A 23,039-nucleotide genomic window follows, 5' to 3' on the forward strand; every position below is an offset into this window, starting at 1 on the left:
TCTTGTTGTTATGGTTGAGAATAGTGTCGACGTGCACGCCTCTCAACAAATTCGATTCACTGGAATAATTTATTTAATTAATACCTGACTGTTTTACTCAGGTAAATTTGATACAATAATCCAAATTTCAAAATATGTAGGACTTGCTGATGATAACTATATCAGAAGAAGCCCAGGCTCACTTCGTAAAACTGTTGAGTAAACAAGAGTCTGGCACGAATATTCGTGTATTCGTCGTAAATCCAGGCACTTCGTCGGCTGAGTGTGGCGTGTCCTATTGCCCACCAGACGCGGTTGAAGAAACAGATACCCGTTTGCCATTTAATGGTTTCGATGCGGTCGTAGATGAAGAAAGCGCGCCTTATTTAGAGGAAGCGGAAATTGATTACGTTACCGATCAAATGGGCTCACAGTTAACCTTAAAAGCACCTAATGCAAAAGCGCGTAAAGTGTCTGACGACGCACCATTAATTGAGCGAATTAACTATATGATTGAGTCGGAAATCAATCCTCAGTTAGCGAGCCATGGTGGCAATGTTGTTTTGACAGAACTGACTGACGATGGCTATGCCATACTTCAGTTCGGCGGCGGCTGCAATGGTTGCTCAATGGTAGACGTAACGCTTAAAGAAGGTATTGAGAAGCAAATGGTTGAGCAATTCGCTGGCGAGCTTAAGGGCGTGCGCGATGCGACTGAGCACCAAGCGGGTGAGCACTCTTACTACTAAGCGTAATATTGCACTTGCTTAAGTGCATATCTCGATAACTATCTCATGCTAAAGCAAGACATTCACAAAAGCTGGCAACGATTCAAAATAGGTCTATCTATTTTCGTTGTCGGCGTCTTGCTGTTGTTTACCTTAAGTGAACTTCATATCGCGCTGCATTACCTGAGCCTTCTTATATTATTTGTCGGTTTCGCTATCGCCATGTTGGGTTACTGGGGAATTTTTATTCAGCGCTTTTCTTTTATGAAAAACAAAAAGCCACCGCCTAAATTCTGATTACTTCCGGCTCTACGCCATATCTTCTTGCCCTATTCTTTATGTAAGCCAGTCTGATTGCACTCAGTTTTACCCATACGCCATACTCTACATTGCGCAGCTGTCTCCCGTTCATTTATGTTCGCCTAGCGCTCGTCTCGGGTTATAGGTAGATTAGAGGTTGCGCAAAGTGCCTAACAATATGAAAAGGAGCTGTGGTGAATACAACAAAGAAGCTGGGCCTGCTTGGCGGAATGAGTTGGGAATCAACGGTCAGTTACTATCAAGCCATAAACCGTGGTGTAAACGCTCGACTTGGCGGCCTTCACAGCGCACCGCTGATAATAAGCAGCGTTGACTTTGCCCACATAGAGCAGCTTCAGCATAAAGGAGAATGGGATAAAACCGCCGATATACTGATCCGCGAGGCGAAGCACTTAGAAACTGCGGGTGCAAAAGCCATATTAATTTGTACCAATACCATGCACAAAGTAGCAACAGACATAGAGCAGAAGATCACCATTCCACTTATTCACATTGCCGACGCTACGGGGTGCGTGTTGCAACAAGATAGGGTTAAGAAAGTTGGGCTACTGGGCACCCGCTTCACCATGGAACAAACCTTTTATACATCACGCCTTAAAGAGATTTTTGGCATTGATGTTGTTACTCCAAATGCCCAACAACGAGACACGGTTCATAACGTTATTTATGAACAATTATGCAAGGGCGTGATTTGTGTTGAATCCCGTAACGCGTATATTGACATTATAAATGAACTGGCGGCCGAGGGTGCTGAAGGCATCATTTTAGGCTGCACAGAAATTGCCTTATTAGTTCAACAACATCACACCAAAGTTAAGTTATACGATACTACCGCTATCCATGCTTCAGCTGCGGTAGATTTTGCATTAGCTCCCTAAAGCGTTAGCAAAGGGTAAGTAGCGAAACACACATAACCTAACTTTGATAAAGGGGAATTGGCCCTACTATTTTCAGAGGACACAGCTATGTTTAGCCACGTAATGATTGGTGCGAACGACCTTGAAGCATCAAAAAAATTCTACGATGCTATTTTAGGAGTATTAGGATACGAACCAGGCGTTTTTGATGAATACGGACGGGTTTTTTACTATACGCCGAAAGGTATTTTAGCGCTAACAAAGCCGATTAACGGAGAGGCTGCCACACACGGTAATGGCACCACACTCGGCCTTGCCGCTCGAACACCAGACATCGTTGATGAATGGCATAAAGTAGGAAGCGAGAATGGGGGCGTGCCATGCGAGGACCCACCGGGTATTCGAGGCAATGGGGAACGCCAACTTTACCTTGCTTATTTGCGAGACCCAGCAGGCAACAAGCTCTGTGCCACGCACATCGTAAGAAAATAGCTGTAGTGCTGCCTGCTTAAATGATCACGCTCTTTTTGCAGGCTATTCACTTTTAGCTGTCTATTTGGCCCAAAGCCCTTTGAATAATAGCGTTTTGGGTAATGCCTAGTTATGTCTACATATAAGCCCTAACCAAACGAAACTGCATAGGTGTTACTGTCTGGCCGCTCAATATCCTAAACGGGTTTCGCCTTTTCTCTTCTTTGCACTATACATTGTTGCTAGATGAATTAACCTTGAACCAGTAAAAGCTCAGCTAACAGAGGGAATATGACACCTGAAGAAACTGGCAAGGCCTACGACACCATTACACACCTTTGGACTCGCCCTGAATTTAATCAGAAAAATGGGTTAACCGCCTACCAAAAAGCACTGTCATTTTTAGCGGACACCCCATCACAAGAGCCTGATACGGTGCCTAGCGAAGCGCTTGATAAGGGAGAAGCGCATGATAAGAGTGAAGCGCCTAATAAGGGAGAAGCGAGCAATAACGACAAACCAAAGAAACGAGGTTACGCACTAGACATAGGTTGCGGATGCACCAATCGTTTTGTGCCGATTATCGAAAGCGCAGGGCTAGCTTACGAAGGCATAGATGTTTCTAAAGATATGCTGGCCATTGCGACGTCCCAATTACCCGCTCATACCTTCTATTGCGCCGACGTGTGTACATTCACTATCCCCAAGCACTATTCGTTTATTAGCGCTTGGGATAGCTTTTGGCATATTCCCCTAACGCAGCAAGAGCCTTTGCTTAAGAAGCTAGTGGATCACTTAGACGATGACGGTGTGTTGCTTTTTAGCTGTGGAGGTACAGATGAAAGCGGCCAACACACAAACGAAGTGATGGGCCCAGAAGTCTACTACGCCTCGCTGGGGCTACATAGATACATAGAAATATTGATAGAAGCAGGCGGGTTTGTTCGTCACGTTGAATTCGATCAGCACCCTGAACTACACACTATTATCATTGTGCAAAAAAGAACCGCGCAAAAACACATTAGCAAGAATAATACTGAATGATGCCTAGAAAAACTGAGAGAGGCAGCGTGCTCAGCACGCCTTCCCTAAGTAAGGTCAGCGAAGCGTTATAAAACACTAGCTTTGCGGTGTCGCTAGCTCACCGCGTTTATCTAATCGATAAAAGCTCCAGGCCAATGTCATACCGCGAGCGAGTAAAAAGGCAAGGAGAGCATACCAAAGGCTGACGTTACCCTGATCTTGCGTGAGATACCAAACGGGGAAATACGCCCCTAACGCACTTATTATCATGGTATTTCTCATTGCGCTGGCTCGGGTAAGACCAACAAATACGCCATCGTACAAAAAACACCAATGCGCTAATAGAGGAAGTAATACCATTAAACCAAGATAAGGTAGCGCAGCTTTTACAATGTCACTATGTTCGGTAAGCAGCGCGATAATGGCCTCACCGCCAGCGAAAAATATCAAGCTATAAATAAGGGCAAAAATACTCGACCAGACTAACCCTTGGTAGGTGCGTCGTTTCACTTCGCTGCTGTCTGACGCCCCCTTGGCTTCACCCACCAGCGCTTCCACCCCATAGGCTATGCCATCAAGTCCCAATGCAATAAGAACAAAGAACTGCATGAGTATGGCATTGACGGCCGCCGACGTTTCGCCGTAACGGGCACCTTGAATGGTGAGAAACGCTAAGCAGCCCTGTAATGCTAAGTTACGTAATAGCATGTCACCGTTAAGCTTCATCAGTACCTTACGAGCTGCACGGTTAAACCACGATGCACTCACCGCGACACCGCCTACGCGCTTAAACGCCACCGCTAGCGCCATTATAGCCATGGTATACTCAGCGATAACACTGGCCAGCGCCACGCCAGCTACAGACAAACCAAGCCCGAACACAAACACTACATCGAGTCCCGCATTCAATAAATTTCCCACAATTTGAATAGCCATGACGCTGCGCGTTTTTTGCTGCCCTACTAACCATCCAACTAATGCCAAATTAAGCATGGCAGCTGGTGCGCCCCATACCCGCGTCGAAAAATAGTCTTGAAGATGCAGGGCAACTTCACTGTTTGGCTGAGTTAAAGCTAAGCCTATAGACAAGATAGGAGATTGAAGAGCGAGTACCACAGCCCCCAACACTAGAGCAACCGCCACCGTTTGCCACAGCACTTTTGCTGACTCTAATGTATTGTTCGGTGAGCCTTTAGCTTGTGCACTCAAACCTGTTGATGACATGCGAAGAAACCCGCACACCCAGTATATTTGCGTTAAGATAAGTGCGCCCACCGAAGCCCCTGCAAGCATGGCTGGTAAAGACATGTGTCCCAAAACCGCGGTATCCACCAAACCTAATAGAGGCGTAGTAATATTCGCTAAGATCATGGGAAGCGCTAACGCCAACAGACGGGAATGGTCGTCAAAAAAGGAGCGCTGAGTTAGTTGAGCAGGGGACATAAATGATCTCAGTAGGGGTTAATTTCGCTATATACTATCAACCTATGCAGCGGCATAAGTGAAATGCGTACCAGCTTGACCATGTATAAGATTGGCCAAGTCGCATTATTTGGAGTTTACCATGCTATTGAATTTGATTAGGCACTCAGTGGATGATGATATGAAAACCAACAATGTAATTCAAAATAGAACGACGAGTCGTACGCGTTTGAAGATCTTATCTTCAATGCTTGCGGGAATTTTCAATGTTTTGTTGGTCTCACCTAGCATTGCTTCAGGCTCAGATGCAAACCCTGTTGCTGATGCGACTTCCACTACAAAGGAACAAAGTGGTAGTAACATCGACTCTAGTGTGAGCACCACGCCTAACGCCGCCATTTTGCTTTATCACCATGTGTCGTCTTCAACACCAGCCAGTACCAGTATTTCGCCTGAAGCCTTTAAATCGCACATGGAATACTTGGACGCACACCACACTGTTGTTTCGCTTCAGGACGTTGTTTCTGCGATACAACACAACACTACACTGCCAGAAAATGCGGTTGCGATTACGTTTGACGATGGCTACGCAAACATTTTAGACAATGCTCACCCAATACTGGCTGACCTAGGTTTTCCCTATACCGTGTTTATCAACCCTGATGAAATTGGCGTAGGTCCTAAGCAGCTAACATGGGAGCAAGTTATTGCTATGCATAACGATGGCGTTGTTTTTGCCAACCACACGCTAGACCACCTTCATATGCTAAACGGTGAGCAAGCAATGGGCGAGCGCGCATGGCTGGAGAAAGTTTGGCAGAACGTAGAAAGTGCTGAAAAGAAGATTGAAGATAAACTGGATATTAGCCTTAAATATTTAGCGTACCCGTTTGGTGAATACAACACGGCGCTCGCTAATAAGCTCAAAGCTGAAGGTTACATTGGATTCGGGCAGCATTCCGGGGCTGTGGGCCTATCTAGCGACATGCAGGCACTACCGCGCTTCCCCGCGGCCGGTCCTTACGCCAATTTGGCAACGCTAAAGACCAAGCTTAATAGTCTAGCCATGCCAGTGACGCAAAGTTCACATAAAGACCCTCGTATGACAACACGAAACCTGTCATCGCCCATTAGTTTAACGATAGACAGTGACGATGTTCGCCTTACACAAGTAAATTGTTTTTTCGGCGGCGACCCTATAGAGACTAGCCTAGAAGAAAATGTGCTTACGTTTACCCTTGATGAAACGCTTCCAGTAGGACGTTCACGTGTGAATTGTACAGCACCGTCTAATGCGCAATCAGGGCGTTATTATTGGTACTCTACGCCCTTCTTTGTGGCAGATGAGAACGGTAATTACCCAGACTAGGGCATGTCGATAAGGCACATCTATGCTTGAGCGCGAGCGCATATCGATTGGGCTCGCGCTTATATAAGGAAACGCTTACCTATACAGGTTTAGAAAATCGAATAAAGCCTTTATTTATCGACTCTTCCACAAAACTATGGCGCTGATAGAAACGAATGGCTGGCACGTTCGACACTTCAACATCTAGTACCACTTTACGTTTATTCAGTTTTTCTGCTCGCGCTTGCATAGCATCTACCAGTATCGTTCCCACGCCCGTTCGACGGGCACTTTCTTCAACAGAGAGATGGCCTATCATGAGTTCGGTATTAGTAGGCGGCGTAAGATTGATGGCCACGGTCTGATTGCGCATGAGCACTGTCATAGCCTCATCGAGGGTAAAGTACGATGTGATGCTATCAAGGGTCGCCCTATCAAATGTTGCACCAAGTTTGCTGTGCCAAGAGGTCACAACACCGAGTACTTCGTCGCCGCTACACGCCACCCAATGATTCTTAAAGCCATATTGCCCGCCACCGAGCTCCCATGCATGAGACAGGTAGCCCTCAGCTGTTTTATTTTTATTTTGTCCAAAAATAGACGTTAACAAAGACTGCGCCGCATTCAATATAAGCGGCGTAGTTTGCGCAGCATCAGATGCCACACCTTGCCTTATTTTGATTTCCATATTACTGCTTCGAGATTATTATTGGCATATCAGCCAATATTTGCTGGGAATCACTTATCGATAGCTTTCCTGGCTCTCTTTTTGGTTTGAATCTTCCTATCACCCTAGCTTCAGGGTCGACAAGTACGACAGATGCACTGTGATCAACTAAATAGTTGGGGTTATCGGTACTTTCAGCAATGGCATACATCATTCCTAAATTACGTACAAACGGGAATAGCGCCTTGTGCTCTCCAGTTACGGCAATGAACTCCTCATTAAAATAGCTCACATACTCTGAAAGTCTTTCAATTGAATCGCGATTTGGATCAACGGATACAAAAACAATTCGAATAGGTTCGACACTATTTAATGCTTTTAGTTCAGGATATATGCCGTTCAGTTCAGCCATGGTAGTTGGGCAAATATCGGGGCAGAAGGTATAGCCCACAAATACTAAGCTCCACTGCCCTTCAAGCGACGAATTATCAAACACTTCACCTTCATGAGATGTAAGTGAAAACGGTGATAATGCTCTCGGCTCTGGGTAAGTCTGAAAGTATTCAGGCTGACTTTCAACATTTGGGGGCGCGATATACAGCGCCCCTACGATGCCTGCACATAGCGCTAAAAATGCAACAAGGCCGACGGTAGTTCGTTGATTCATAAACTCAGTGGTATGTAGTGATCTAAGAGTAATACGACAAACAATACCATGAGATGAATAATTGAAAACCTAAAAGTTTTCATTGCAGTTTGTGGCTCTGCATCGAATTTTAACTTTAATGCATAGTATAAAAACCCAATGTTAAGCACACTTGAGCCAATCAAATAAATGAGATCGCTCATGCCTGTAAGGTAGGGCAGCAAACATACAAGCCCCAACAATACTGTATACAGCAACACTGACGTTTTCGTAAATGACACACCGTGGGTTACCGGCAGCATGGGCACCTTCGCTTTGGCGTAATCTTTTTCTCTATGAATAGCGAGCGCCCAAAAATGCGGCGGCGTCCAGGTAAAGATAATCAGCACTAAAAGCAGGGCATGGGCATGTATTTCCCCTGTAACCGCGGTCCAACCTAGAAGCGGTGGAGCAGCCCCTGCTAAACCGCCAATCACGATGTTTTGCGGTGTCGCTCGCTTTAAATACATCGTGTAGATAAACGCGTAGCCTACTAGACTTGCTAAGGTTAACCACGCGGTTAGCATATTCACAAAAAGAGCTAACACTACAAATCCAACCACACCTAAAACGCCTGCAAACCACAGCGCGTTGTTTATGCTAACCTTGCCTTTTGCGACGGGGCGATTAAATGTACGCGCCATCACACTATCTATCTTATGGTCGACAACGTGATTAATAACCGCAGCAGACGCAGACAACATACCAATACCCAATAAGCCACAGATAAGTACGGTTGCGTTTACCCACGAAGGCGTAGCTAAACACATGCCTACTAACGCGGTTAACAGCAACAACATGACGACATTAGGCTTAGTCATTTCATAGTAATCTCGCCACGTGACTACATTGTGCTGACGTGAAGTGCGCGCATGTAAAGAGACCGATTTAGCCATGGAAACCTCCTGGAGCTTTAGGGAGAATATGAGAAGACGTTGACGCGTTTAAAGGGTCGTGCAAAGGCGCTTCGTGGATGCTAAATGCACCTGCACCCTGCAGTGGTTTCGAACCTGAGAATGAGCCTGTATTTCGTTTTTCTGTACCGAAGACGTTATCGTTTTCTAGTGCCAAAAATACGGTAAAAATGAGGTTGAGTAGGGAGAGAAGTAACACGGCTGCGGCCGCGTTATGCATTACAGCGACAGCCAGCGGCAGCATAAAGATAATGTTACTAAGTCCTAATGCCACTTGCGTGCACAATGCTACCAACATAAACGCACCCACATATTTTTGTTTACTTGTGGTGTAGCGGCTTACCAACACACTTATACCTAGTGCTAGCAAGTATAAAAACGTGATGACCGCGCCGAACCTATGCACTATGTGCATGGTAACTCGTTCGCCGTAATCGTGAGCACCAAACTCATAGTTGTCTGCATCAGGCACACTGAATGCACCTGCCAAATCAATTCTTTCCTGCCAACCGCTTTCACAGACCGGCATTTCCGTACAGGCCAACGCAGCATAATTGGCAGAAGTCCATCCACCAAGAGCAATCTGGGTAACAAGCACGCCAAGCCCAATGAAGGCGAAAAGTTTAAGGTTTCGTTGAAAGACTTTGGCTTGAGGTAAGTCGGTAATATCCTGATCATGCATAGCTGACGCTATGGGCGCTTGTTTAGTTTTCGATGCATCGCCTGCGGTGTTGCGCAAGCGGAGGTAGAGAATAAACAGGCAAGAGAGTACAGAGAAGCCCCCCAGCAAATGCCCCATAACTACGACGGGAAGCAGATTGAGCGTCACGGTCCACATACCAAGTGCTGCCTGGAAGATAATAAGCCCCAGCAGTAACAGAGGTAATTTAACGGGCATTCCTTTGTCGCGCTGCCGAATAGCAATAATGGCAATAGCCAGAACACACAGCCCCAGCGTTCCTGCAAAATAGCGGTGAATCATTTCATTCCACGCCTTAAACGCCTCAACTGGACGTTCGGGAAAAGCGGCGTTGGCTTGGGCCACTTTTTCCTCACTCAAAGGCACGGTTAAATTACCGTAGCATCCAGGCCAGTCGGGGCATCCTAGCCCCGCGTCGGTCAAACGCGTATACGCACCGAGAATAATAACGACCGCCGCCAAAAAAATACTGAATAGGGTTAATTTTTTCATGGCCATTATCCTATACGCGATAATTTTAGGAGCTTTCTCATATCTACCAGCATGTTGCGGCTTTCCATCACGGCGTCTTTTCTATCGTCTTTAATGTCGTAAAAGAGCATGGCGTTATTTTGCGTATCAACAATATAAACACTGCTAGAGGCAAGCGCCGTTGGTGTAGTAACGGGTAAGGTTTCGACAAAAGGGTAGTCTTCTAGCGCGGCTATCGCAGTTTGGTCGCTTGAAGCGGTAGTAACGACCACTGCTTGGGCACGGTCCGATTCTTTACCTAGCGCAAGCCACACTTGGTTAATGCTAAAAAGTGCGTTTTCGCACACTGCGTCACATTTACTTGGCATCACATACAACAAACGCCATTTAGGTTCCGCGTTTTCTAAAAGCGCACTCATGTCGATGGTCGGCGCGAGCAGCTGACCTTTATTTGTCGCGCCTTTAGTAAACCAATCGTTATCAAGTGCGAGCTTTGCCAAAACAACAGGTAAAACAAACACGGCTACCATAATAATTAATGTTTTTTTCGAAGCAGCATTACTCATAACTACGTCCTTTCTTACTAATTGCAAAGCCGCCAATGGCTGCAGCGGCAATAGCTAAACCAAACCATTGAACTGCATAGCCAAGGTGCTTTTCAGGAGACATTACGACGGCCTGATGTTCACGAATAAACGCGGGGTCAGGCGTGGTAAGGTGAAGAATAAAGGGTAAAAGTTTGCGCTCTAAGGCGTTGCTTAGTGCAGGGAATTCTATGTGTTGTACCAGCGCGGGGCTTTGCGACAAAGCCATGTTGGTTTCCTTCACTAAGGGGTTGTTACCCGGCACGCTAAGCACGCCGATTAATTCGCGCGTTTGGCTTGTAAAACTTATATCCGGTAGCGTGCGCGTTAAGTCTGGCGCAGGCACCCAGCCAAAGTTAACCAAGAGCCACCCGACATTGGTATTTACCGGTACGATGACATCGAACCCCACCCGCTGATTGTGAATCTGATTATCTAATAGCAACACATGGTTAGCGTCTATTGCGCCGCTGAACGATACGGTAATATCCCGGGGATCATCATGAGACAACGCCTCTTCTAAACTCAAGGTTCCATTACTTTGCTTTTGCGCTATGCTAGCTAAGCGTTGTTGCTTTTGGACCATGCGATCAAGTTGCCAGTACCCTAAACCGCACATAATCGCCACACTAAAGCCCGTGAGTAACCAAGGAATAACGTGGCGAGTGCGAGAAAACATGATTATTTCGCACCATGCAAAATTAGAATAAAAACAGAGGTGAATATGTTGATAAAAATAGTCCTTGTTGCGTTGGTGCTGTACATGATTGTGAATTTGTTCATGGCGATGCGAATAATGATGAAAAATGACACGTCTAAGGGCCCTATGAGTAAGTACATTGGTCGACGCGTGCTCACTTCTGCCGTCATTGTTATTATTATTCTTATCGCTATTGGTACCGGTTTAATTACCCCAAACCCAAGGCCTTACTGAGTTTGGGGATTCCTTTTAAAGTACGTAAACAAAGATGTAGAGCATGACCCACACTACATCTACAAAGTGCCAGTACCAGCTCCCCGCCTGAAACGCGAAGTGGTTTTCAGGCGTGAAATGCCCTTTCAAGACCCTAAAAAACAGTACAATTAGAATGATGGTGCCAAGGGTCACATGCATGCCGTGAAACCCTGTGAGCATAAAGAAGGTATTGCCGTAAATGCCTGACTGAAGCGTAAGCCCCAAGTCGCGATACGCATGTATGTACTCTTCTACCTGTAGGAACAAGAACCCACATCCAAGTAAGATAGTGATACCCAGCATTAGGGTTAGCTGTTTGCGTTTGTTTTGCTCTAGTCCCACATGAGCGAAGTGCAGTGTAATAGATGAGATAAGCAAGATAACCGTGTTGATTGTGGGCAAACCCGCAGCACTCATTTCCTGTGTGGTAGTGCCGCCTGGCGTTGACACCAGCGGCCACATGGCCTCAAAGGTCGGCCATAAGACCTCATTGGTCATAGCGTTGTTCGATGCGCCGCCCAGCCACGGAACGGAAATAAATCTCGCGTAGTAGAGGGCGCCGAAAAACGCAGCGAAAAACATTACCTCTGAAAAGATAAACCAGCTCATACCTTGTCGATATGAACGCCCCAGCTGATCGCTGTAAAGCCCTGCCATAGATTCGTCTATTTGATTTTTAAACCAACCTACAAGCATAACGAGCAATACTGCTATCCCCGCTAAAAGGATATGACCGCCATAGCCTGTTTCACCTTTGGTTGCTTGCACCACATAATTGCCCGCACCTACGGCGATAAGAAATAGAGCAACGGCCCCTACGATGGGCCATGGACTTTGTGCGGGTACATAATATTTTTGGTATTCGTGATTCTGTACTTCGGGTTGCATTTTCTTCTCCTTACCCCTTCGGCCTATTCGCCATTTGATGGTGTTGAAGCCATAAAGGGATTCGGTGTTGTCGTTAGGTCACTGGCTCGCGCTGTGACGTCATAGAGTGTGTACTGCAAGGTAAAAAACGTAATTTCTTCAGGTAGCTGAGGGTCTACATAAAACTGCATGGGCATATAGGCTTCACTACCCGCATCTAATGGCTGCTGATTGAAGCAGAAGCATTCAGTCTTGTTCAGGTACAGTGCTGCCGTTCCGGGGGATACAGAGGGAATGGCCTGAGCTACGATATTGCTTGATGCAGGGTTTCTCACATAAAACGACACCGTATTAAGTTCGCCAGGGTGCACTTTCACGCGCTTGGTTTCAGCACGAAACTCCCACGGCATACCGGTATTTGTGCGAGTAATAAACTCGACGGTCACTTCTCGCGACTCATCAATCTCAACCGATTGATAAACCGCAGCCGTGCCTTCGGTTTTTCCGTTAATTCCCGTAACGTCGCAAAATACGTCGTACAAGGGAACAAGGGCAAAGCCGAAGCCAAACATGCCAATGACAATAGCAACAAGTTTAATAACCATCTTGTTGTTTGCGCTTTGCTGTGACATCACGTGACCTCCGGGTGAATCCATAGATGAAGGTTGGTAAACGCTTGCTTAGTCGTTTATCTCCCTCACCACCTGCAATGTGTGAATGTCATTCCCATCGGCTTTTGCCGGTTGAAAGGAATGACCTATTCACAACTCCACCTACCGTTACTTAACGACAGGTGGCGTTTCAAAAGTGTGATAAGGAGCGGGTGATGGAATTTCCCATTCCAATCCTTCTGCGCCGTCCCAAACTTGCGCTGATACCGGCTCACCTTGCTTTTTGCATGCCTTGATAAGCAGGGCAAGAAAGATGAGCTGAGATAAACCGAATGCAAAACCACCCAGGCTTATCCATTTATTAAAATCAGCGAACTGCAATGCATAGTCAGGAATACGGCGTGGCATACCAGCCAAACCCACAAAGTGCATAGGGAAGAACAACACATTGACCGATACCAATGAACACCAGAAATGCCATTTAGCTAAGGTTGTGTCATACATTTTTCCCGTCCATTTAGGCAACCAGTAATACACCGCAGCCATGATGGAAAAAACCGCGCCAGTTACCAGTACATAGTGGAAATGGGCTACAACGAAGTAAGTGTCGTGATATTGGAAGTCCACGGGCGTGATCGCCAACATTAGCCCTGACAACCCACCAATGGTGAACAGCACAATAAAGGCAATAGCGAACATCATTGGCATTTCAAAGCTCAGTGAGCCGCGCCACATGGTCGCTACCCAGTTGAACACTTTCACGCCAGTTGGCACCGAGATAAGCATGGTGGCAAACATGAAAAACATTTCCATGTACACCGGCATGCCCGTGGTGAACATATGGTGAGCCCATACAACAAAAGAGAGCAGCGCAATCGACGCCGTGGCGTACACCATAGACGCGTATCCAAACAGCTGCTTTCGAGAGAAGGTAGGAACAATTTGCGAGATAATGCCGAAAGCGGGCAAGATCATAATGTACACTTCAGGGTGCCCGAAGAACCAGAAAATATGCTGGAACATAACCGGGTCGCCGCCACCAGCAGCATCAAAAAAGCTCGTGCCAAAGAACTTATCAGTTAACACCATGGTAACCGCACCGGCGAGCACTGGCATTACCGCAATCAGCAAGAATGCCGTGATAAGCCACGTCCATACAAACAGCGGCATTTTCATCCAGGTCATGCCTGGCGCACGCATGTTAAAGATGGTCACAATCACGTTAATCGCACCCATAATGGATGAAATACCCATGATGTGAACAGAGAACACAAACAACGCTGTCGAATCGCCACTGTAAGTCGTTGAAAGGGGCGCGTAGAAAGTCCATCCAAAAGCAGGGCCGCCGCCTTCCATAAAGAGCGAGCTCAATAGAATGAGAAAGGCACCTGGTAAAATCCAGAAGCTCCAGTTATTCATGCGCGGTAACGCCATGTCAGGGGCGCCGATCATCATGGGAATAAGCCAGTTTGCGAGCCCAGTAAAGGCTGGCATTACTGCACCAAATACCATGATAAGCCCGTGTACCGTAGTCATTTGGTTAAAGAAGTTTGGCTCTACAATTTGTAGACCGGGTTGGAATAGTTCAGCGCGGATCACCATGGCCATCGCACCACCAACTAAAAACATAATAAAGGCAAACCACAGGTAAAGTGTGCCTATGTCTTTATGGTTAGTGGTAAACAACCAACGCGTTATCCCTTTAGGAATATGATCGTGGTGTTCATGGTCATCATGTAGGTGACCACCATTTACTTGACCACTGTGAGGCGCAGAGGTATCTGGCGAAATAACTTCAGTTGCTTTGCTCATTGTCTGCTCCTAGTTTCCGTTTGCCACTGCGTTGACATCTTTGGCTTGAACCATATCGCCAGTTTTATTGCCCCAGGCATTTCGCTCGTAAGTGACTACGGCGGCAATTTCCTTAAGACTTAGCATTTTTCCAAACGCTTGCATGGCTGTTCCTGACTTTCCATGCAGCACGATGTCAATGTGACCTTGCTGATCTTCTAGTGCCATCTTGCTGCCTTTTAATGCCGGGAACACGCCAGGTAAACCTTCACCATTTGGCATATGGCAAGCAGCGCACGTTGCGTTGTATACTCGCTCGCCCTCTTTCATCAGTTCATCCATAGACATATTCATAGAAAGTAGACGCTGCTCTTCTTCTTTTGCTTTACGAACAATCTCTTCTTGTTCGCCCATCCACTTTTCAAACTCGGCGGGTTCTTTAGCTATTACCACAACCGGCATATAGCCATGGTCTTTACCACAAAGCTCTGCGCACTGTCCGCGATAAATACCCGGCTCATTCACCTTGGCCCAAGACTCGTTAATAAAGCCGGGGTTGGCATCTTTTTTCACGGCAAAGTCAGGAACCCACCAAGAGTGGATAACGTCGTCAGAAGTAATAAGAAAGCGTACTTTTTTCCCAGTAGGAATAACCAAGGGACGGTCGACTTCCAGCAGGTAGTTATCTGTTTTCTGAAATTTGTTTTCTATTTGCTCGCGCTGAGTGGCGAGTAAAGAATAAAACTCTACATCGCTATCCATGTACTTGTAGTGCCATTTCCATTGAGAGCCTGTTACTAACACCGTCATGTCAGGCTCAGACGTGTCTTCCATAGCAATTAGAGTATTCGCTGCGGGTACCGCCATGAAGATAAGAATAAGGAAAGGAATAACGGTCCAAGCAATTTCAACCTTCACGTTTTCGTGAAAATTAGCTGGCTTGGCGCCACGGGACTTTCTATGTAGATACATTGAGGCGAACATCACGCCAAAAACTACAACCGCGATACCTACACAAATGAAGAACATCAACATATGGAGGTCGTATACCTGCCCACTGATGTCGGTAGCACCGCGTCTCAAATTAAGCGAAGAGGCTTCTTCGCTTGCTTCTTGCGCAAAAAGCAAAGGGGAAAAAAGCAAAATTGGTATACTAGAACACCATTTTGCGAAAACGGTCGTTAGTTGTTTCACTCAGCACCTCCGTAATGGCGTGGTCAAAGACGCTGATTAATTTGCGCGATGCCCTACCAAATGGTTTGCGAACGATTGACCCATAACCTCAACTTGTAAAACAAATTTAGAGTCATTGTTATTATTTTGTTAATCTCTGTATAAGAATTGCGCAATAATGTCGTGCCGTCTAGTCTTTTCTATTAAAAATTTAACGAAGTGGTTAATTTTTAATCATTTGCTAAAATGGTCGCGGGGGATTTCACGTGCAAAAAGAGAAAGCCATTGCTGTGAGATGCCCTTGGAATCAAACAGGCATTTTGAACACGGGGTTAAAGTAAATGCTCGACTAACTAGTTAAGAAATCAATAAGTAATCGATTACTCAATGTCGATTTCAAACAAAATTCAAAATAAAAAATGGAAAATACTTGAAGCATTCATAGAAAGAATAACGTGAGTAATGATAAAAATAAGCGCGCAGAAAACCAACAGGTTTGCTGGGCAGGATAAAACCTAAGTTGGCAGATTGAAGAAAAAAACAGGAACAAAAGACATAAAAAAAGCGGCTAACGCGCCGCTTTTATACAAACAAGCTAAAATACTACATCCAGTCAGCGTTTCTGATCACACCCACCGCAATGCCTTCTATCGCAAAATGTTCAGTCGCCAAATCAACTTTTATTGGTGCAAACTCATCATTCTCAGCATGAAGCAATACTTCACGCCCGCGTTTCTCTAGACGCTTTACGGTGACGTCTTCATCTACACGCGCCACAACCACCTGACCGTTGTGTACATCAGTGGTGCGATGAACAGCGAGAAGATCACCGTCTAAAATACCAATGTCTTTCATGCTCATACCGTTAACGCGTAGCAAAAAGTCGGCATGGGGTTGAAACAGTGCAGGATCGACTTTGTAGTGCGATTCAACATGCTCTTGCGCCAAGATCGGCTCACCGGCTGCAACACGCCCAATTAACGGTAGGCCTTCTTCTTCTTGTGCGTCGTTATCAAGAGGGATATTGAGCTTAATGCCACGAGACGTACCAGGCAAAATTTCAATCACGCCTTTACGCGCCAATGCTTTCAAATGCTCCTCTGCTGCATTAGCAGAACGAAAGCCAAGCTGACGGGCTATTTCCGCACGAGTAGGCGGCATTCCCGTTTCTAACATGGTTGTTTTAATAAGTTCTAAAACTTCGGTTTGTCGAGCTGTGAGTGGGCGCATAAAAGACCTGTCTGTTCATACAGTTCCTGTAAGTATATACACCTAAAACTAAATAACAAGCACTTGCCGCGTCTTTTGCGATCTGCAATAGCCTACGACAAGTGCTTTCCTCTTATTTTACGAGAAGAGCCATGTTCGGGTTACTAATTTGTAACTCCAGCTCCCCATCACTATTTTGACGTGTGCGCATGCCTTCAACATTATCGAGCCCAAGTCCAGGGCTTTGCCACACCACATTGCCTTTATTATCAACCTCAACCACGCGATATGCGATGCTGTCATAATAATTGTACGAATAGTCATTCTCGTTAGGCTGGTAGATAGCGAGAATCGACTGATTAGACGACGTCGTTGGAACAGCCGCTATATACTGAGGGTAGAATGACGGTGCTATAGCGTCTTTGAGTTCTAATGCATCGCTCGCCACGTCATAAACATTGATGGTGTTGTAGTTTCTATTTAAACACGCAAATTCAAGTTCGCTATCACTATCAAAATTTACCGTGAGCAATTGGTCACAATTGGTTTCCAATTCATTCAATCCAACAAATTCACCATCCTGCATTTTATAGAGCTTGAGCGAACTATAGCCCCCAACAGCAAAATAATGCACACCGTCTTTTTCAGAGGCAGCAAGCGCATTAATTGAAAAATCGTTAATGATTGAGTCGATAAGCACTTGATTCTCGATATCAAACGCTTTAAGTCGATTGTTCTCAATAATAACTGCATCGGCGTAACTATCGTTATTTACGTCAATGGCTTCAATAAACGAAATTTCACTATTCTGATTATTGTTCAGTGTCCACTGAATAGCGTTATCTGTAAGTCTCACGACATTAAACGACGAACTATAATCCAGTGCCCCTATTAGTAACTCACCCACACCGTCATTGTTGTAGTCTGTAACGACCGGTTTGCTATAGTTATAGACATCTTCGCCAACCTCAGCACTTATCGCAAAGTTATCCTCTTTATCTACCGATAAAATCTGAATAGATGATTCGTAACTACTTGTATCGCTAACAAAGACGGCTCTTTCATCATTATCGCCATAAGGTGCCCAACCCGCGGCATGATATCTACTCGCGCGCGGCGCACCTTTTATATCTGACAAGGCATATTCACCGTTGGCATCTTGTTGCGCTACTAAAATTTGATTCTCACCAGTCCAAATAATGTCGTCCACATTGTCATTGTCTAAATCGTCAATGAGAAGTGACATGCCACTGTAAGTGTTGTGGTTAAGAGCCCACTGCTCAGAGATTTGTCCCGCTTCTAATGCAAAACCTCTAACTTGTCCCCACTGACACTCGGAGACAACCACTATTCCTTCTGTAGCTGGGCTTTCTTTACTATAGGCGATATCACAAATGTCACCATGTTCCGCCGTTGCCAAACTGCTTTTCGATACTGCTGAGTAGATTGAGATATCATTCCAACTATCGGCACCGATGATTTCATCTACACCATCGTTATTCATATCACCCAGCACAACAAATGCGTCGCTGAACCCGCTACCGTATAGCCATTGGTTGGCACCGCTTTCGATATCAAATACATAACCATTGTTCGTTACCATTTCTATCGATGCGTCATCATCTACGTTACCAAAAGCAAGGTTATTGACGCCGTCAATATCGTACTGTTGCAACTGCTCACCTGTGCGAACATCTACAATGGCAATAGAAGTCGCATTGTAATATTCGCTCCCATATAAATAAGCAACTTCATCAACTCCGTCACCATTGATGTCGTAAAATAAGCCAGAAATAATACTATCTTCAATAATAAACACCGCTTCTGCGTTACTTTCGCGGTCTTTTATTACAGACAATCCCTGTTGAGTAAGAAGGTAGATTTCATCATTATTGTCACCATCAACATCTTGGGTATGCACGCTTCTAATTTCGCCTTTAGTTGGCAGTTTATACGGATACACATAGGTATTTTTAAGCGTATTGCCTTCTAGCGAAAATGCGCCCACGTTGCGAGCATTTACCGTGATAAGTTCACTTACACCATTGGTCGAAGCAATAGCAAAGCCGTGATTATAAATTGGTGTCATCACAGTAGTACGAGCATAAGCCGGGGCCTTGTCCGCATAAGAAGTGATTTCGAGCGTGTGTTGGGATTCAGTTCCGTCTAAGCTAGCGAAACTAAACATATAAGTTTGAGCGTTGAAAAGTTGATTCGCAGGTACATTCCAGGTCATCAGACCTTCCGCATTTAACGAAGCACCGGGAGGCGCTGAAATAAGCTCTCCCGCGACGTCATCGTCAACTCTGTCTGGGTCACTCATCGATACGGTAAACTCTACGTATCCGCCCGCAGTTACTACTTCAGGCATATTCGATGCAGTGAGCGTCATAGGAGAATTGCCGATCTCAACGAAAGTAGGCTGGGATTCAACAACGTTAATACCGTCTGACACCACCATGGTAACTTTAACTTCATCACCGAAGACTGCGCTGTAAGGTGGCAGCGTGGTACCATTAACATCGTCAAGGACTACACCATTTACATACCAGCGAAACGAAATCACCAGCTCTGAGTCGGGAGTATCTGAATCATGATAGTAGCCAGGCTCAACGGTGACTTCATCTGTGGTATAGACAGTCTCATAGGCATAGTAATAAGGCTGATTCACTACAGGAGGTACGGATATCGCATCGATATCTGAAAGCGCAAGGCCAGTATGATTTCCGCTGGCAAACGCTGTTAGATTATTAAAGTATACACCTACATCGTAAATATCATCGCCGTTGTTATCTTCGCCATAGCGAACTGCGCCATCAATAACGTCAATTCCAGCCGTTTTATCTCCTTTTACGACCAGCGAGCCAGATGACGAATAGGGAAGGTCGCCCTGATCAGAAGAATATGCAAAGTCCAATTTGCCTTTAGACGCAATGTAGATTGAACCATTAAGTTCAGACACGAAGGTGTTGTTTGTCACTCCTTCTGCTGATGTGCCACTGACCTTGTAAGTTTCACCATTGTGCGTGACAGTAAGATACTGCCTCGTCTCTTCATAAAACGTACCTGTTTGTGGGCGGTAGCGAAAATCAACACTTAAGTAGCCTTTTAATGTTGTGCGCACGCCACCGTCTAGCATAGACAAAGTAGTGAAATAAGACGTTACTTCGGAGCTGTTTTCACCTGCGTCAGTAATAACTAGCGAAAATTGTCCGTCATACCGAGTGGAGTCGTAATATTGAATGCACTGATCATAGTCTACAGTAATCGTTCCTTTACCCGTGTCTTCATCAAGCTTACCTGAGTATGTTACTGATCCTGATTCATAGCACTCGGTCGTACCTTCAACGTTGCCGTTCTCATCTAGGAAGGTGTAGATATCATATTGATCTACATAGGGTGAGCCACTTGTATTGTCACCAAAGAGCGTGATGTAAACCTCTTGTACTGCGCCGATATCCACAGTAGAGACTTTCGTTTCTCCACTGTAGTTCGCATCAGCATAGGTGGTTGCCGCCGAGTTTAGTCGTGACTCTGAGTAATCTAAAGGATTTGATAAAATTTCTAGTGCTGTCGGCTCAGGTGGAGGTGGTGGGTTTGTAGGTGGAGAAGAATCAGAGCCACCTCCACCACCACACGCAGTTAGAGCTAAAAGAGAAAAAAGGCCAGAAAAACCCAAGCGCGAAGTTTTCATACATCGTCCCTGATTTAAAAGGCATGTCGGCTTTTTAGTTAAAAGCTCAAAACAAGCCTAATTATTAAGTTTAATAAAATATTCGTTTTTTATAACTTAACTTTATCAATCTAGCAACAGCGCCTTGGGCGTATACGCTTATATTTAATGTAGGCGAAGCCACGTACTATTATTATTCATCCCATACGACTTGGTTTCTGCCCTGCTCCTTGGCTCTGTACAGCGCCTTGTCAGCAAGCGATAAGAGGGCGCTGAAATCCGCCTCAAAGGTGTCTTTGATAAATGTTGCGCCGATGCTGATCGATAAATTCATCGTGTCTGTCTTGTAGGTCACCCTTCCTTCTTCAACAGCAATGCGCAGTGCTTCTAGCTGCCTATGGATCTCTTCTTTCTTGTCACCTATCATGACTATTGCAAACTCTTCTCCTCCTAATCGAGCCACGACATTTGGCGTTTGATTATGTTTAGCTATTTTTCTCGCAACAGCAATAAGCGCCTGATCTCCAGCATCGTGACCGTAGGTATCGTTTACTTTTTTGAAGTGATCAATATCGACGATAGCAACACATCCACGACAATGTTGTTTTGAAAATGAGATGCACTCGTCAAGGAACGCGCGTCGGTTATAAAGGCCCGTTAAAGAATCAGTCATCGCCAAATGCCTAAGCTTCTCTTCAGCAACGGCTCGGGCTTCCTCAAGCTCTACTGCGTAGAACAAGCCAGCCAATGCATCTAAAAAGGGCTGTAGAAACTCAGCATCTTCGTCAGTGTAGGTATCAAACTTATTCGCTAAACCGACCATTCCCACTACTTTATCTTTCACTTTTATAGGTAGGCCTAAAAATCGGCTAATGCGCGGATGACCGTGCGGAACACCTTTGGAATTAGGGTGACTGTTTGGCGCATTACTAATGGTAACTTCTCCCGTTAAAATTGAGGTTCCAAAAAGGTTGTCGAAGTTACTAAAGTAGAGGTTTCGTTTTTTGTATTCTGCATATTGAGAAAAGCTACTGTTATCCCAAACAATTTCAGAAATCGCATGAATGAAAAGTCTAGATGAGCTACCGTCTCCTTTCATTTGGCCGACGAAGGCAAACTGGCTATCTGAGATATCTATGAGTTCAGCCAGTACGGACTGACACGCCATCGTCAAGTCATTGTTTTGCAGATATGATGCCCGGGTTTTATTGATAAATTGAAGGAGCTGGGTTTTCTTTCTCTCATGCAGTTCGCTTTCCATTCGCTGCGTTATATCTCTATGAATACCTGCTATACGAACCGGCTTACCTTGGGCATCTGTCTCAACGGTTTTCCCATAACTTTCAACCCAAACCCAAGAGCCATCAGTGTGTTTCATGCGAAATGTGGTGTTAAAGACTTTGCTCTTACCAATTAGATGCATGTTGAGCTGCTTTTCAACTTTGACGTAATCCGCGGGATGAATGAGCTGTCTAAAAAAGCGGGAGCCACTGTCGTAGTATTCATACTCAAGACCAACAATGTCGCACCAGCGCTTGTTGACTTGATTAACATCGGCGGCCAAGTTCCAGTCCCATGTTCCTAACTCTGAAGCCTCGAGTAATAAACGCATCCGCTGATTGGTTTTGTTGAGCTTATCTTCCACATACTTTTGGTCACTAGTGTCAAACAAAAATGCTTGAACCGAGTACAACATGCCGTCTTCGCGAAAATTTGCCGTTGATATCATGCTCACCCAAATAGTACGCGTTGGCGTCTTTATCTGAAGACGGCAGGTGTGCGTTTCCACACCTTCCATGTGGGCCTGCATAGCAAAGGTAAAATCACCCTCCGCCTCCTCAGACAGCACCTCACTCAATGCCACCGTTCCAGTGAGCAAATCTTGGGGTGAAACTCCCAATACACGCTCACTATTTTTCGAGATATACACCAGCCTCAACGACGTATCATAGCGCCACGTTGCCAACACAATAGGAGACTTCTCAATAAGCCCATGCTCGCGTTTAAGCGCTTCGTGTTCTCTTGAAAGCGAAATATGCTGACTAACCAAAGCACCTATTCTCTCTAAAACTTCTAAGTGTTTTGCGTCTATTTCTCTTGGCACGGTATCAATTAAACATACGGCACCGATTACCTGATCATTTATCTCGATCGGCGTTCCTGCGTAAAAACAAATGTGAGGCTCTCCGGTGACGAGAGGATTATGCATAAACCGTGGATCTTCTTGCGCGTTGCTAACAACCACCTGCTTGCGCTCTTCAACGACGTGACTACAAAACGCATGTTCACGAGTGACTTTAGAAAGAGTGGTTCCGTAGTGTGCTTTAAAGGTTTCTTCAAACTCTCCGACGACGCCAATGAGTGCGATCGGCACCTTGTATGCCTCTGCGAGCACCATCATTAAATCATCTAGATCTAACGGCACTTCGCTATTGAGCATAAAGTCATCAATTGTCTTTAAACGGCTTTGATCATCCACTACTGCTTGCTCATATTCATTTGCCCTTATAAAAGTAGTAACAGTCCGGCTGTACCGCAATTAAATACAGCTAATGTTACGTTCTCTGTATTCGAACCCATTATAGAAATG

Annotated in this window: 20 protein-coding genes; 6 read left to right on the forward strand and 14 right to left on the reverse strand. The window is 45.4% G+C overall.

Annotated elements, in window-relative coordinates; translation table 11 throughout:
- Positions 1-149: 149 nt before the first annotated feature.
- The 4 genes from nfuA (at position 150) to QME20_RS10755 (ending at position 3,400) form a co-directional block, all read left to right on the forward strand.
- The gene (gene nfuA, locus QME20_RS10740) at positions 150-728 is read left to right on the forward strand and encodes a Fe-S biogenesis protein NfuA (RefSeq protein WP_014951369.1); all 579 of its coding nucleotides are present in this window, start codon (positions 150-152) and stop codon (positions 726-728) included.
- 473 nt (positions 729-1,201) lie between these two features.
- Positions 1,202-1,906: an aspartate/glutamate racemase family protein gene (locus QME20_RS10745; RefSeq protein WP_281715911.1), complete on the forward strand. Its 705-nt coding sequence runs from the start codon at positions 1,202-1,204 to the stop codon at positions 1,904-1,906.
- An 87-nt stretch (positions 1,907-1,993) separates the two neighbouring features.
- Positions 1,994-2,377: a VOC family protein gene (locus QME20_RS10750; protein WP_014951372.1), complete on the forward strand. Its 384-nt coding sequence runs from the start codon at positions 1,994-1,996 to the stop codon at positions 2,375-2,377.
- Positions 2,378-2,647: 270 nt separating this feature from the next.
- Positions 2,648-3,400: a class I SAM-dependent methyltransferase gene (locus QME20_RS10755; protein ID WP_281715912.1), complete on the forward strand. Its 753-nt coding sequence runs from the start codon at positions 2,648-2,650 to the stop codon at positions 3,398-3,400.
- Positions 3,401-3,475: 75 nt separating this feature from the next.
- Here the strand turns inward: QME20_RS10755 and QME20_RS10760 are convergent, their stop codons facing one another.
- Complete coding sequence (locus QME20_RS10760; protein WP_168463140.1) at positions 3,476-4,822, reverse strand: MATE family efflux transporter; 1,347 nt, start codon at positions 4,820-4,822, stop codon at positions 3,476-3,478.
- 121 nt (positions 4,823-4,943) lie between these two features.
- On the opposite strand from QME20_RS10760, the gene QME20_RS10765 reads away from it, so the two are divergent.
- A complete protein-coding gene (locus tag QME20_RS10765) occupies positions 4,944-6,170 on the forward strand; it encodes a polysaccharide deacetylase family protein (protein ID WP_281715913.1) in 1,227 nt (408 codons plus the stop codon).
- 79 nt (positions 6,171-6,249) lie between these two features.
- On the opposite strand, the gene QME20_RS10770 is transcribed toward QME20_RS10765, so the two are convergent.
- From QME20_RS10770 to QME20_RS10795, 6 genes are read right to left on the reverse strand one after another with little or no spacing between them, the layout of a single operon-like run.
- Positions 6,250-6,837: a GNAT family N-acetyltransferase gene (locus QME20_RS10770; RefSeq protein WP_014951376.1), complete on the reverse strand. Its 588-nt coding sequence runs from the start codon at positions 6,835-6,837 to the stop codon at positions 6,250-6,252.
- Position 6,838: 1 nt separating this feature from the next.
- Positions 6,839-7,483, reverse strand: coding sequence for an SCO family protein (locus QME20_RS10775; RefSeq protein WP_014977801.1), 645 nt, complete (start codon positions 7,481-7,483; stop codon positions 6,839-6,841).
- Entirely contained in the window at positions 7,480-8,397 is a 918-nt protein-coding gene (gene cyoE / locus QME20_RS10780) for a heme o synthase (protein WP_281715914.1), read from the reverse strand. Before cyoE ends, QME20_RS10775 begins: the two co-directional genes overlap by 4 nt.
- Entirely contained in the window at positions 8,390-9,607 is a 1,218-nt protein-coding gene (locus tag QME20_RS10785; RefSeq protein ID WP_281715915.1) for a COX15/CtaA family protein, read from the reverse strand. The genes cyoE and QME20_RS10785 overlap by 8 nt, the downstream gene beginning before the upstream one ends.
- 5 nt (positions 9,608-9,612) lie before the next feature.
- A complete protein-coding gene (locus tag QME20_RS10790) occupies positions 9,613-10,152 on the reverse strand; it encodes a hypothetical protein (RefSeq protein WP_281715916.1) in 540 nt (179 codons plus the stop codon).
- Positions 10,145-10,849 (reverse strand): SURF1 family protein, encoded by a 705-nt coding sequence (locus tag QME20_RS10795; RefSeq protein ID WP_061096216.1) that lies wholly within the window; start codon positions 10,847-10,849, stop codon positions 10,145-10,147. Before QME20_RS10795 ends, QME20_RS10790 begins: the two co-directional genes overlap by 8 nt.
- Before the next feature lie 45 nt (positions 10,850-10,894).
- Between QME20_RS10795 and QME20_RS10800 the strand changes: the two genes are divergently transcribed.
- Entirely contained in the window at positions 10,895-11,104 is a 210-nt protein-coding gene (locus QME20_RS10800; RefSeq protein WP_039221374.1) for a DUF2909 domain-containing protein, read from the forward strand.
- A 15-nt stretch (positions 11,105-11,119) separates the two neighbouring features.
- Here QME20_RS10800 and QME20_RS10805 read toward each other — a convergent pair whose 3' ends face one another.
- From QME20_RS10805 to QME20_RS10835, 7 genes are all read right to left on the reverse strand, one after another.
- Positions 11,120-12,013 (reverse strand): cytochrome c oxidase subunit 3, encoded by an 894-nt coding sequence (locus tag QME20_RS10805; RefSeq protein WP_014951383.1) that lies wholly within the window; start codon positions 12,011-12,013, stop codon positions 11,120-11,122.
- Positions 12,014-12,036: 23 nt separating this feature from the next.
- Complete coding sequence (locus QME20_RS10810; protein WP_014951384.1) at positions 12,037-12,624, reverse strand: cytochrome c oxidase assembly protein; 588 nt, start codon at positions 12,622-12,624, stop codon at positions 12,037-12,039.
- Between the two features lie 147 nt (positions 12,625-12,771).
- A complete protein-coding gene (gene ctaD / locus QME20_RS10815) occupies positions 12,772-14,415 on the reverse strand; it encodes a cytochrome c oxidase subunit I (protein WP_014977806.1) in 1,644 nt (547 codons plus the stop codon).
- 9 nt (positions 14,416-14,424) lie between these two features.
- Complete coding sequence (gene coxB, locus QME20_RS10820; protein WP_014951386.1) at positions 14,425-15,588, reverse strand: cytochrome c oxidase subunit II; 1,164 nt, start codon at positions 15,586-15,588, stop codon at positions 14,425-14,427.
- A gap of 582 nt (positions 15,589-16,170) precedes the next feature.
- Positions 16,171-16,797 (reverse strand): transcriptional repressor LexA, encoded by a 627-nt coding sequence (gene lexA / locus QME20_RS10825; protein ID WP_014951387.1) that lies wholly within the window; start codon positions 16,795-16,797, stop codon positions 16,171-16,173.
- Between the two features lie 112 nt (positions 16,798-16,909).
- A complete protein-coding gene (locus QME20_RS10830) occupies positions 16,910-20,470 on the reverse strand; it encodes a hypothetical protein (RefSeq protein WP_281715917.1) in 3,561 nt (1,186 codons plus the stop codon).
- Between the two features lie 172 nt (positions 20,471-20,642).
- Positions 20,643-22,928: a diguanylate cyclase gene (locus QME20_RS10835; protein WP_039228784.1), complete on the reverse strand. Its 2,286-nt coding sequence runs from the start codon at positions 22,926-22,928 to the stop codon at positions 20,643-20,645.
- Positions 22,929-23,039 lie beyond the last annotated feature (111 nt).

The organism is Alteromonas sp. CyTr2 (assembly GCF_947311905.1).
GTDB classification, from domain to species: Bacteria; Pseudomonadota; Gammaproteobacteria; order Enterobacterales; family Alteromonadaceae; genus Alteromonas; species Alteromonas macleodii.